The sequence below is a fragment of the Draconibacterium halophilum genome (assembly GCF_010448835.1).
Classification (GTDB): domain Bacteria; phylum Bacteroidota; class Bacteroidia; order Bacteroidales; family Prolixibacteraceae; genus Draconibacterium; species Draconibacterium halophilum.
The window spans coordinates 1,187,994-1,201,484 of record NZ_CP048409.1 but is presented as its reverse complement, the minus strand read 5'-3'; the positions used below and the strand labels follow the sequence as shown (position 1 = coordinate 1,201,484).

Annotated in this window: 10 protein-coding genes; 8 read left to right on the top strand and 2 right to left on the bottom strand. The window is 41.7% G+C overall.

Annotated elements, in window-relative coordinates; all coding sequences use genetic code 11:
- From G0Q07_RS04875 to G0Q07_RS04860, 4 genes are read left to right on the top strand one after another with little or no spacing between them, the layout of a single operon-like run.
- A complete protein-coding gene (locus G0Q07_RS04875; RefSeq protein WP_163345032.1) occupies nucleotides 1–1,359 on the top strand; it encodes a glucoamylase family protein in 1,359 nt (452 codons plus the stop codon).
- 27 nt (nucleotides 1,360–1,386) lie between these two features.
- Complete coding sequence (locus G0Q07_RS04870; RefSeq protein WP_163345031.1) at nucleotides 1,387–3,198, top strand: family 43 glycosylhydrolase; 1,812 nt, start codon at nucleotides 1,387–1,389, stop codon at nucleotides 3,196–3,198.
- A 21-nt stretch (nucleotides 3,199–3,219) separates the two neighbouring features.
- Nucleotides 3,220–5,505: a beta-glucosidase BglX gene (gene bglX, locus G0Q07_RS04865; RefSeq protein WP_163345030.1), complete on the top strand. Its 2,286-nt coding sequence runs from the start codon at nucleotides 3,220–3,222 to the stop codon at nucleotides 5,503–5,505.
- Between the two features lie 18 nt (nucleotides 5,506–5,523).
- Entirely contained in the window at nucleotides 5,524–7,137 is a 1,614-nt protein-coding gene (locus G0Q07_RS04860) for a sulfatase family protein (protein WP_163345029.1), read from the top strand.
- Nucleotides 7,138–7,190: 53 nt separating this feature from the next.
- Here the strand turns inward: G0Q07_RS04860 and G0Q07_RS04855 are convergent, their stop codons facing one another.
- Entirely contained in the window at nucleotides 7,191–8,369 is a 1,179-nt protein-coding gene (locus G0Q07_RS04855; protein WP_163345028.1) for an efflux RND transporter periplasmic adaptor subunit, read from the bottom strand.
- A 127-nt stretch (nucleotides 8,370–8,496) separates the two neighbouring features.
- Nucleotides 8,497–9,198, bottom strand: coding sequence for a hypothetical protein (locus G0Q07_RS04850; RefSeq protein WP_163345027.1), 702 nt, complete (start codon nucleotides 9,196–9,198; stop codon nucleotides 8,497–8,499).
- A 37-nt stretch (nucleotides 9,199–9,235) separates the two neighbouring features.
- Here G0Q07_RS04850 and G0Q07_RS04845 point away from each other — a divergent pair, with 37 nt between their 5' ends.
- The 4 genes from G0Q07_RS04845 to G0Q07_RS04830 all read left to right on the top strand — a co-directional run bounded on the left by G0Q07_RS04845 (nucleotide 9,236) and on the right by G0Q07_RS04830 (nucleotide 13,431).
- Nucleotides 9,236–9,934 (top strand): M48 family metallopeptidase, encoded by a 699-nt coding sequence (locus G0Q07_RS04845; RefSeq protein WP_163345026.1) that lies wholly within the window; start codon nucleotides 9,236–9,238, stop codon nucleotides 9,932–9,934.
- Nucleotides 9,935–10,055: 121 nt separating this feature from the next.
- Complete coding sequence (locus G0Q07_RS04840; RefSeq protein WP_163345025.1) at nucleotides 10,056–10,421, top strand: hypothetical protein; 366 nt, start codon at nucleotides 10,056–10,058, stop codon at nucleotides 10,419–10,421.
- Nucleotides 10,422–10,764: 343 nt separating this feature from the next.
- Nucleotides 10,765–12,060, top strand: coding sequence for a TrkH family potassium uptake protein (locus tag G0Q07_RS04835; RefSeq protein ID WP_317165140.1), 1,296 nt, complete (start codon nucleotides 10,765–10,767; stop codon nucleotides 12,058–12,060).
- A 48-nt stretch (nucleotides 12,061–12,108) separates the two neighbouring features.
- On the top strand, nucleotides 12,109–13,431 hold the full coding sequence (locus G0Q07_RS04830; protein ID WP_163345023.1) for a deoxyguanosinetriphosphate triphosphohydrolase: 1,323 nt from the start codon (nucleotides 12,109–12,111) through the stop codon (nucleotides 13,429–13,431).
- Nucleotides 13,432–13,491: the final 60 nt, after the last annotated feature.

The following is a 13,491-nucleotide window of genomic DNA, read 5'->3' as shown; positions in this document are numbered from 1 at the left end:
ATGAAGAAAATTACATTTCCAATAGTATTGATAGCACTGGTATCTACAATTGTCTTTTCCGGCTGTTCAACCGGAAGCAAAAAATCAGTTGAGAAGATGCAGGAAGCCGAGATATCGCTTGAAGATTCGTTAATGGATTTGGTGCAATACCAAACCTTTCAGTATTTCTGGGACGGTGCCGAACCGGTTTCAGGGATGGCACGCGAACGCATTCACATGGATAATATTTATCCGCAAAACGACCAGAATGTGGTCACACTTGGAGGCTCAGGATTTGGCGTTATGGCCATTTTGGTTGGTGTTGAGCGCGGATTTATCACTCGCAAACAGGCACTGGAACGTTTTCAACGAATTGTTGCTTATCTCGGTAAAGCTGATCGTTTTCACGGAGCGTGGCCACACTGGCTTGACGGGCCAACCGGAAAAGTAAAACCTTTCAGTAAAAAAGATGATGGTGGCGATTTGGTGGAAACAGCTTTTATGATCCAGGGACTATTGGCCGTTGCCGAATATTATAAAGGTGGAAATGAGACGGAACAGCAGTTGGTAGCTGATATTCAACAATTGTGGGAAGAAGTAGAATGGGACTGGTACACACAGGGAAAAGATGTGCTATACTGGCACTGGTCGCCCAATTATGGCTGGGATATGAATTTCCCGGTGGGTGGCTACAACGAGTGTCTGATTATGTACGTTCTGGCAGCTTCCTCGCCAACACATCCTATTGATGCTGACGTTTACGATAAAGGCTGGGCACTTAACGGAGCCATTGCAAAAGACACGGTTTATTACGGACTGAGTACCGTACTTAACTTTTACGAATACAACGACGATCCTATTGGGCCGCTGTTTTGGGCGCATTATTCGTACCTCGGGCTAAATCCGAAAGGACTGAAAGATAAGTATGCCGATTACTGGAAACTAAATGTAAATCATGCCACAATTCATTATCGTTATGCGCTTGATAATCCTAAAAATTATAAAGGTTATGGCGAAAATCAGTGGGGATTTACTTCAAGTTATTCCATGCGTGGATATGCCGGTCATCGACCGGGGAAAATGGATTTGGGCGTGATCTCGCCAACAGCAGCACTTTCGTCGTTTCCATATACTCCGGAAGAGTCAATGAACTTTTTGAAATACCTGTATTTGGAAGCTGACTCGCTGGTGGGAAAATACGGGCCGTATGATGCCTATAGTCAAACAGACAACTGGTATTTGCCACGCTATTTGGCCATTGATCAGGGACCAATTCCAGTGATGATTGAAAATTACCGAACCGGACTTTTATGGAATTTGTTTATGAAGAATGAAGATGTACTGGCAGGACTGGAAAAGCTGGGATTTGAGACACCGTAAGGGATGAAATAAGAATAAATTTAAACCATGCAAACCATAGGAAAACTTATACAAACAACTTTTGTTGTGCTGTTTCTGATAAGCACAACCCAGGCACAAACTATTGTTCCGCAAACGTATTGTAATCCACTGGATATCGATTATACTTACATGGTTTATAATTCAGCCCGAAATATTTCGTATCGATCGGGTGCCGATCCGGCAGTTATCGAGTTCCGTGGAGAGTATTATATGTTTGTTACCCGCTCGTTTGGCTACTGGCACTCAAATGATCTGGTGAACTGGGATTTTATCAAACCTCAGCAATGGTTTTTCGAAGGATGTAACGCACCTACTGCTTTTAACTACAAAGATTCGATGGTGTATTTTGCCGGTGATCCGGCGGGTTACGGAAGCATTCTTTATACCGACGATCCGAAAAGTGGCAAATGGACACCAACCCCATCAATTTCGAATAACATTCAGGATTCGGAACTTTTTATTGATGATGATGGAAAAACCTATTTGTACTGGGGCTCGTCAAATGTGCATCCAATACGGGTTAAAATGCTGAATAAAGATGATCGTTTCCTGGAAACAGGAGTAAAAAAAGACCTCATCAATCTTGTGGAAGAAGAACACGGCTGGGAGCGTTTTGGTGAAAACAACCTTCACCCAACTTTAAAAGAAGGTTACATGGAAGGTGCCTCGATGACCAAACACGACGGTAAATATTATTTGCAGTATGCCGCGCCGGGAACGCAGTTTAATGTTTATGCTGATGGCGTTTATATTGGCGACTCGCCGCTGGGACCTTTTGCTTATATGAAAAACAACCCGATGAGTTTTAAACCGGGAGGTTTTACCAACGGCGCGGGGCACGGAATTACAGTAAAACAAACCAACGGGCAATACTGGCATTTTGCCACCATGGCGCTGGCGTCGAACGCCCAATGGGAGCGCCGCTTGTGTATGTTCCCAACTTATTTTGATGACGAAGGTTTGATGCATTCGAACACGGCTTATGGCGATTATCCGCGTTTTGGCCCCGATCATCCTACAAAAGCTGGCGAGCACTGCGGCTGGATGTTACTGTCATATAAAGGAAAAGCTACCGTTTCATCATCGTTAAAACAGATCATGAAATTTACCTCTAATAACGATGAGGTTGAGGTACACGAATTACCCCTTGAAAAAAATAATAATGGTGAAATTATTGCCAATGTGCTGACCGATGAAAATCCTAAAACTTTTTGGGTAGCAGAAGCTAACGACGATAAACAATGGATAACTATTGAAATGCTGAATCCCGGAAGTATTTATGCTTTTCAATTGAATTTCCATGATTATGAATCGGGTATTTATACCCGTACTGAGGGTTTGCGGCACTGTTTTGTCATCGAAGCTTCGGCAGACGCAGAAAACTGGGAAACTTTGGTTGACCGCAGCAACAGTTACAAAGATTCACCAAACGCATACATTGTGTTGAATCAGCCGGTGGAAGCAAAATTTGTTCGTTATAAAAATATCGAAGTTCCGGGAAACAACTTTGCCATGAGTGAGATTCGGGTATTCGGCTTGGGACTGGGCAAGAAACCTGCCGCAGTAAAAGATTTTGAGATAACACGCCAAGATGACCGCCGGGATATTTCCTTCGCATGGAAACCTGTAAAAGGCGCGCAGGGATACAATATTCGCTGGGGAATTGCTCCCGATAAACTCTACCAGTCGTGGCAGCTTTACGACACTAACGAGCATTTTATGCGCTGTCTCGATCGCGATACGCCCTACTATTTTTCGATTGAAGCATTCAACGAAAATGGAATTTCGGAACAAACGGAACCCGTTAAAATTGATTAGAAACTATAAAATTGGTTAGATATGTCACGCTTTTTATTATTTGTTGCAGTACTATTTTTATTTACCGGATGTGGAACACCGACGAGCAACTCAGGTGATTCTGAAATGGATGTTTTTGTTTCCGATTTGATGAAAAAAATGACCATACAGGAAAAAATTGGTCAGCTGAACCTGATCACGCCGGGAGGTGGAATTCCCACCGGATCGGTAGTTAGTACCGGTGTTGAGGAGAAGATAAAAACCGGAAAAGTAGGTGGTATTTTTGGTGTTTACGGACCGGAGAAAAACCGTCAGGCACAACAACTGGCTGTGGAAGAAAGCCGCCTGGGTATTCCGATGATCTTTGGTTCCGATGTTATACATGGCTATAAAACTACATTTCCGCTGCCGCTTGGATTAGCCAGCACCTGGGATATGGAACTGATTGAAAAAACTGCGCAAATTGCGGCCAAAGAAGCAACTGCCGATGGTATATTCTGGAATTTCTCACCAATGGTTGACGTATCGCGCGATCCACGTTGGGGACGTATTTCCGAAGGTGCCGGTGAAGATCCGTATTTGGGTTCTGAAATTGCAAAAGCAATGGTAAACGGCTACCAGCAAGGCAACCTGACCGCAACTACAACAATGATGGCAACCGTAAAACATTTTGCCTTGTATGGGGCTGCAGAAGCCGGCCGCGATTACAACTCGGTTGATATGAGTCATTTGAGAATGTTTAACGAATATTTTCCTCCTTACAAAGCGGCAATCGACGCCGGAGTTGGTTGTGTCATGTCGTCGTTTAATGATGTTGACGGTGTTCCTGCATCGGGAAATAAATGGTTACTAACCGATGTATTGCGCGACAGATGGGGCTTCGACGGATTTGTGGTTTCTGATTATACTTCGGTAAACGAAATGATTGCACATGGATTGGGCGATTTACAAGCCGTTTCGGCCCTGGCATTAAAAGCCGGATTGGATATGGATATGGTAGGAGAAGGATTTCTGACCACACTTGAAAAATCGCTTGAAGAAGGAAAAGTGACAGAAGAAGACATTAATATCGCTTGCCGCCGGATTCTGGAAGCAAAATACAAACTCGGGCTTTTTGAAGATCCGTATCTTTATTTCGACAATGCCCGTCCTGAAAACGATATTTTAACCGCCGAACATCGCCAGGTGGCACGACAAGCTGCAGCTAGCTCAATGGTACTGTTAAAAAACGAGAATCAATTGCTTCCACTCGAAAAATCCGGGACTGCGGCATTGGTTGGTCCGCTGGTTGACAGTCGCAGCAATATGCTCGGAACCTGGGCTCCAACAGGCGATTTCAATCTCGCAGTTACCGTTTTGGAAGGGTTTAAGAATGTTGTTGGCGACGATGTGAATATCGTTCATGCAAAGGGCGCCAATATTTCGGATGATCCAGAGTTTGCCAAAAAGATCAACGTTTTTGGTCCAAAGATTTTTATCGATGAGCGTTCGCCTGAAACAATGTTGCGGGAAGCTGTTTCGGTATCGAATAAAGCAGATGTGATTATTGCAGTTGTTGGCGAAGCCACTGAAATGACAGGTGAATCATCGAGCCGCACAGATATTACCATGCCACCAAGTCAAAAGAAATTACTAAAAGAACTGGCAAAAACCGGGAAGCCGTTGGTTATAGTAAACATGAGTGGCCGTCCGATGGAAATTGTCGAAGAAGTGGAAATGGCAGATGCCTTTGTCCAAATGTGGCATGCCGGTGTTGAAGGCGGAAATGCCTTGCCCGACGTTCTGTTTGGTGATTATAATCCTTCGGGTAAACTAACCGCAACTTTCCCGGTAAATGTTGGTCAGGTACCTATTTATTACAGTATTCGAAACACAGGTCGTCCGCAGGATGGCGATACCTTTCAGAAATTTAAATCGAATTATCTGGATGCGCCCAACTCTCCCCTTTTCCCGTTTGGATATGGGTTGAGCTACACATCCTTTGAGTTTAAAAACTTAAGTATTGACAAAGCAACAATCACCAATAATGACGAATTAAAAGTATCAGTTGAAGTGACCAACACCGGCAATTTTGATGGTGAAGAAGTGGTTCAGCTGTATATCCGCGATATGGTAGCCAGTATTACTCCTCCGCTACGTTTGCTGAAAGGATTTGAAAAAGTTTCTATTTCAAAAGGCGAAACCAAAACGGTGGAATTTACCATTACCAACGAAGATCTGGCATTTTATCATGCCGACCTTTCGTTTTATGCAGAACCCGGAGAATTTGAAATTTATGTTGGAGGTGATTCAAACGCCTCGCTGGCATCAAAATTTACCTTGAAATAAAAAACTAAAACAACTTAAATGAGAACTTTCTTCGTCTTAGCTCTTTTTGCATCTGTTCTACTAATGGGGGCATGCTCGCAAAAGCAAAGTGAACCGCAACGGCCAAATATTATTTTTATAATGAGTGACGACCATGCCTACCAGGCCATTAGTGCTTACGACGATAAATTGATCCAAACGCCAAATATCAATAGGATTGCCGACGAAGGAATGCTGTTTACCAATGCCTGTGTTTCCAACTCGATTTGTGCTCCGTCGCGGGCAACAATTTTAACCGGTAAACACACGCACATTCATGGAAAGATCGATAATAACTTTCCATTTGATACAACGAATGTTACTTTCCCGCAGCTATTTCACAATGCCGGTTATCAAACAGCCATGTTTGGTAAGCTGCATTTCGGGAACAATCCCAAAGGGTTTGATGAGTTTAAAATCCTTCCCGGTCAGGGTGATTATTATAATCCTGATTTTATAACCAATAATGGAGATACAACCATTCAGGGTTATGTTACCGATGTGATTACCAACCTCGCCATCGATTGGATGGATAACCGAAGAAAGGAAAACAAACCTTTTTTGATGATGTATTTACACAAGGCTCCGCATCGCGAATGGTATCCTGCTGAACGTCATTATAAGGAATTTACCAAAAAGACCTTCCCGGAACCGGAAACTTTGTTCGATGATTACAAAGGTAGAGGAACAGCAGCAAAAGAAGCCGAAATGAACCTGTTAAAACACATGACAGTTTCGGCTGATAACAAAATTTATCCGGAGCTGGCAAAAGAGCTGGGTGTTGAGGAAATGTCGGAATGGGGATTTAACGTTTTTAAAAGTAAATATGCTCGTTTTACCGACGAACAAAAAGCAAAGTGGGATGCCGTTTACGGCCCGATAAACAAGGAGTTTGCTCAAATGTACCCAACAATGAACGATTCGGCTTTTATGCGTTGGAAATACCAACGTTACATGCAGGATTACCTGGGATGTATTGCATCGGTTGATGAAAATGTTGGCCGCTTGCTCGATCATTTGAAAGAACAGAGCTTGGATGAGAATACTATCATTGTTTATACTTCCGACCAGGGATTTTACCTTGGCGAGCACGGCTGGTTCGACAAGCGTTTTATTTATAACGAATCGTTCAAAACACCACTTTTAGTAAAATGGCCCGGCAAAATTACTCCCGGATCGATTTCGAATAAAATGGTACAGAACCTCGATTTTGCACAAACTTTTCTGGAAGCTGCCGGTATTGAAGTACCGCAAGATATGCAAGGCGAAAGCCTGATGCCGCTGTTAGTTGGCGACACTGCAGCCTGGACCCGCGATGCGGTTTATTACCATTATTACGAATATCCGGGTTTTCACATGGTAAAACGCCATTACGGAATTGTTACTACCGAATTTAAACTTGCCCATTTTTACTACGATATTGACGAGTGGGAATTGTACGACCGCAAAAAAGATCCGCTGGAGCTGAATAATGTATATGACGATCCGGATTACGCTGATGTAGTTACCGCAATAACAAAACAATTAAAGGATATTAGAGTACAATACAAAGACTCAAAAGAATTGGATCAGGCATTTATTCAAAAGTATAAAGACAGGGGACTGATAAAATAAGACCTTATATCGCTTTTTCTGCGAGGTAATTAACTATAAAAAGTGGAAAGATTTTATTGCACCAGAGCGGTAGAAGGATCTTTAACCAAAATAACATCGCCTTCATTCACGCCTGAAATGATTTCACAGTAATCTTTACCAATAGTTCCCAAAACAATTTCGGTTCGAATAACTTCATCATCTTTCTGAAGCAAAACATCGAAATGTTGCGATAATGTCATTCCCGGCAATTTTCGAATTCGGAGCACATTTTCCTTGTCGTTAGCTTTTACCAGCAACTCAACATTTTCAACGTCATTCAGTTTTTGCTGATCATTTTCGGCAATAAAAACATCAAACGAGACCGACTCCGAATTCTCATCGTCGTAAACCTGACCGATAGTTCCCATAAACTTTTCACCGTTCACTAACACTTCCACCTCTCCTCCGGCGTGAATTAAACCGAGCTTATTTTTACCGGCGGTTCCAACAATTTTAGAAGTATTTTCATCGGCAATTGTTACCAGCGCCCCATCGAGCGAAACATAATCCCCCACATTCCCGGCAAGCTCCAGCAGAATTCCTGAAACCGGTGCTTTAACATCTGTCTTTTGGAGAATAGCTCTTTGTGTACTCAGGCTCTTTTTAAACGAAGCAATTTGTAGTTCCAGGTTGCGCTCATCCATCTCAAGCTGCTGTAAACGTATTGAATTCTTTTCGGCCTGGTTGTTTAAATCGCTCTCTGCCAAAGCCAGGTTTTGTTTTATCTGGTCTACTCTTGCCTGCGATGTTCCGCCGGCTTCCAGCAGTTTTTCCTGCTGCTCAAGCGAATGTTTCATATTCTCGACACGAGCCTTTTTCGCTTGTTCACTTTGATTAAGATCGAGCTGAATACTTCGTGCATTTAACCGGTTTTTTTCAAGGGCATTTTGCTTCTGCAATAACTGGTTATTCAGACTGGAAATTTCATCTTGAATTTGTGTTTTGTCGAGCTGCATAATAAGTTCCCCTTTTTTAACCTGCTCGCCGGGCATTTTATAAACAGCAACCACCGAGTTTCGCAGAGGATTTAGCACCGACACAACATTGCCCGCGCCAACGCTTCCCGGGCATTTAAACGAAGCCACCACCGGGCCACGATTTACAACTTCGGTTTTAATAGCTGATTTATCCGAATTTCCTTTACAGGCAAACAGCATGCTCGCCAAAATTGCCAGAAGGCTATAAACAAATAATCGGGATCTGTTATCCATAATGATTCCAGTTTTATACAAAGTTAACCAAATGTACTAAAAAAAGTAGGTTGACATATAGTTGAAACGCAGGCACAAAAAAAGGCAGCAAAAAACTGCTGCCTTTTCTATCAATTGAAACATTTTATTAATCGATCTTCTCAGAATATAATTTTTTTATGTCGCTGAGATATTTAATGTCCATTTTATCCGAAAAAACACGCACTGCCTCATACAACAGTCCATCAATATAGAATGAAGCACTGGCAGCATCAAATTCATGTCCTTCCCAGTTGTATTTCACATCCATCGATACTTTTGTAAATTCTTCCGAATCTAAATATTTTGGTACTTCAACATAAGCAAAGGTAGGATCCTGAACATTCAGATAAATACCTTCGGCAAGTTTCTCCAACTCAAGGAATTTTACAATCTTAACGTTAGCTTCAAGCTTTCCTTTCAATTTCTTTTTCATCAGGAAATGAATACCTTGAGCGATATACGCTTCTTGTATTTTCACTAATAAATCAAGCGAAGGCAGATGTTTAATTCGGATAGCATTAAGAAAGGTTGAACCGATTAGCATATAAGCTTTTCCGGCGTCAAAATTCCAATCGTATTTTTTTTCGATGGCTTGTGTTGCCCTCAAAACCTCTTCAAGCGGATATTGTTTCTCCAACACCAGATAAATGTACAATGACCCGGGATCAGTTGGCAAATTATGATAATAGCCGGGAAACGGATTTAATGATTCGAACACCAGGCTTCCGGGAAGAATTTTTTCCTCAACCGTAACAACCATATCTTTTTTGGTGAGGTTTACGAATACCTCCATTTTTTTATTTCCCATGATTGATATCTTTGATTTTTATTTTTAACAATAACGTATGGCAAGCCAAGTAGTTCAATTAAAACATATCGGCAAGGTTACTTTTTCTCAAAACCAACGATCTAAAAATATTAAACTTAGCGTAAAACCCGACAAATCTGTGCTGGTTTCTTTTCCTTTTTTTGTAACACCAAAGGAAGCACTGGCTTTTGTCACAAAAAATGAGCAATGGGTTTTAAAGCAACAGAGCAAAATGCAGGCCCGCTTAACCACCTTAAAACCAGACACTGAGATTGAAACAAAATTGCATAAAATTCAAATTGTTCAGGGCGAAAAAAAAGAAACGAAAAGAAAAGGTAACACCATTACGATCTCTGTCCCGGACTTTGAAGATGAAGAATCGATAGCCTTTATCGAAAATATTTTAACCACTATTTATCGTTACGAAGCTAAACGACTACTTCCTGTTCGCATTTCTGATCTGGCCAAAAAGTACGGTTTTAACTACAACAAAGTAACCATAAGGAATAACCGCCGAAACTGGGGAAGCTGTTCATCAAAAAACAATATCAGCCTGAATTTGCAAATGATGAAACTGCCGGTAAAACTGATTGACTATATTCTGCTGCACGAATTAGTGCATACCGAAATTAAAAATCATGGCCCGAAATTCTGGGAACGATTAAACCAGATAACGGATGGAAAGGCGCGAGAACTAGCACGCGAAATAAAAAAATACTCTACTTACACCCTTTAAACTACGGCTATATACAAACACGGAGTTAAATAAACCTCAAATTTCGGGTCGGGGTTAACAGTATAAACACACAACTACAAAAGAGAATCTAACTTTGTCGTATAATTTTAAAAGCTAAGGTTTGAGAGCATTATTCACGCTGCTTTTAATTTATTTTCTGACAGGTATACTACAGATTACCGAGGACAGTCCTTTTGCAAAAAAAGATATTGGATTCTCTTCGGAAACTGACGCAACAGAAATTGAATGTATTGTGTCGCCCGAAATTGGTTTATTCGAATCGTTTCTCGAAAACCTCGAAGATCAGGACAACAAAATCCAGGCTTTTTCAATAAAAACCACAACCTTAGGTAATCTCCCGAAAAACATAAACCGTCCGAATAAGGGTGAGACAAGCCATGTTTTTAAGAATATTTTAATCTTTTATACCAACCTGCCACCACCAGATTTATTCCCCCACAATTGCTGTTTTTCTGAGATTTTCTGAAAAACGAAGTCGTTAGCACTTTTGTATAAAAACTATTCCATTTAGTAATTTTATACAGCAACTACCCATCTATCAATTTCAGATTTAAAAGCATTGAGAATAGAAAACTCTAAAAATGCTGTGCGACAAAGCAAGGATTACCTGCCATTAGTTTTAACAACTTTTAGGAATAAATGAAGCAACTTAAAATAAACACCGCTTTAATTTTACATATCATTTCGATTGTAATTACGTTCGAAAGCCTATTTATGTTCTTTGCGCTTATTGTTTCATTTATATACAAAGAGAGCGTATTCACTGATCTTTCGCACACTTTTCTGATTACCTTTATTTTGGGGTTGTTATAAACCTGCTCACAAAAAAACAACGGCAGGTAGAACCTTCGTTGCGCGAAAGTTTTATCATTGTTACGCTGGCCTGGGTTGTAATGGCTTTGGTGGGCACACTTCCCTATTTACTAACCGGTAGTATTCCCAACTTTACCAATGCATTTTTCGAATCCATCTCCGGATTTACCACAACCGGATCATCTATTTTGGCCGACATTGAAGCGCTGCCAAAAAGCGTGTTATTCTGGCGTGCCGAAACCCATTGGATTGGAGGAATGGGAATTATTGTTCTGGTAGTGGCTATTATGCCCTTTCTGAAAATCAATGGAATTTACCTGTTTTACTCCGAGGTATCGAGCGTAGCCACCGAAAAGGTATCGACACGAATACGCAAAGTGGCCCGACAATTATGGTTAATTTACATGGGGCTAACCTTTGCCGAAACTATTATTTTGTGGATTGGCGGCATGTCGTTGTTCGATGCCATTTGTCACTCGTTTGCTACCATAGCCACCGGCGGATTCTCTACAAAAAACGATAGTCTGGCCGGTTTCTCGCCGTTTATACAATACACGGTTACCTTTTTTATGCTGCTTTCAGGGATCAATTTTATTGTGCATGTTTTTTGGTTGCGTGGCGATTTTAAAACCGCTTTTAAAAATGAGGAACTCCGGTTGTATTTAAAAATAATTTTGGCCGCCGGATCGATCATCACCTTTTCGCTGTTCTTTCAGCACCACGAAATGGGTTTTGAGCCGGCCTTCCGTCATGCATTTTTCCAGGTGGTTTCCATTTTAACTGCAACCGGTTTTGCCACTTCCGATTATTTACAATGGCCTTTACAATCGATAGGAATTATTGCTATGCTAATGTTGATCGGGGCATCCTCCGGATCAACCGGCGGCGGTGTAAAAGTAATCCGCCATCTCGTTGTTTTTAAACGAATACGAACCCTTTACAAAGAGTATTTTTCGTCAAGCACGGTGGTGCGTGTGGTTCACTATAACAAAAATGTGGTGCGCCCCGAGCTTATCAATCGGGTATTTACTTTTGTGGTTTTTTATTACCTCATACTTATTGTCGGGACGATGATAATGATGCTTTGGACCAACGACCTGAAAACCTCGTTTGGTGCAGTGGCAACAAGCATGGCTGGTATTGGTCCGGGATTTGGAAGTGTTGGTCCGGTGAGCAACTTCCTGCATTTACCGGCCGGAGCCAAATATTTCTTAACAGCGCTAATGGTAATCGGCCGTTTGGAAATCTATTCGGTACTGGTACTTTTCACTCCGTCGTTCTGGTTGGATTAAGGAGAGTTCAAGAATTTCTTATACATTCGTGCAAGAATTTTTGAGACTATGGAATGGAACACACTTCTTTCGCCAAAACGACTAGGCAGTAAAGGCACTTTAGGCCCGGTAACAAACGAAGACCGCACGCAGTTTCAGCGCGATTACGACCGGATTATTTTCTCGTCGCCATTTCGCCGGATGCAGAATAAAACACAGGTTTTTCCGCTGCCCGAACATATTTTTGTGCACAACCGCCTCACCCACAGCCTGGAGGTGGCTAGTGTTGGCCGTTCGCTGGGGAATTTATTGTCGGAGTATCTCCTGGAAATTCATCAGGATAATCCGCTGATTCACGAAATTGGAACGATTGTTTCAACTGCTTGTCTGGCGCACGATTTGGGAAATCCACCATTTGGGCATTCAGGCGAAGCAGCCATTTCGAACTATTTTAATAAAGCAAGCGGACAAAAATTCAGAGACCAACTTTCAGAAGGCGAATGGAAAGATTTCACCTGTTTTGATGGAAATGCCAACGCTTTTCGCACACTTACCCACCAGTTTAACGGCAAACGCGAAGGTGGTTTTGCATTAACGTATGCAACGCTGGCCAGCATTGTAAAATATCCGTTCGAGTCGGTAAAAGCTACTAAACCAAAGTTTGGCTTTTTCCAGTCGGACAAAGAAAGTTACAACCGCATTGCTAATGAACTGGGAATTGCTCAACGCGGAGACCAAAGTTTTGCGCGGCACCCGCTGGTTTATTTGGTAGAAGCTGCAGACGATATTTGCTACCAGATTATGGATTTGGAAGATGCATTTAAACTGGGTATTTTAAGCTACGACAGAATTCGTATACTATTTCAGAATTTCTTTGCAGAAGAACGCATTGAACGTTTCGAGAAAACCTTTACCCAGGTAAGCGATGTAAACGAACAAATAAGCTACCTGCGCGCCAATGTTATCGGCGAATTGATTTACCGCTGTATTGATATTTTTAAATCCAATTACAAAACGATTATGGACGGCACCTTTTCAGGTAGTCTAATCGATGAGCTTCCGGAAAAGCAGGCCATAGCGATGAAAGAGGTTCAGCGCATTTCATTTAGCGAAATTTATGCACACCGCTCGGTTGTTGAAATTGAAATTGCAGGTTACAAAATTATCGGTACCCTTTTGGAAGAGTTTGTTTATGCCATAATGAATAGCGATAAAAAAGATCGATATAGCCAAAAGATATTGTCGCTGCTGCCCGCACAATATAAACCCGCGGACGATTCGGTGTACCTGAAAATTCAATCGGTAGTTGATTTTGTTTCGGGAATGACCGATATTTTTGCACTCGATCTGTACCGAAAACTTAAAGGAATAAGTTTGCCTGGTGTCGTATAGGAAGTTTTCAGTCTCAGTAAACAGTTGCCTGATCTTTAACTGAAAACTGAGACTTTAAAC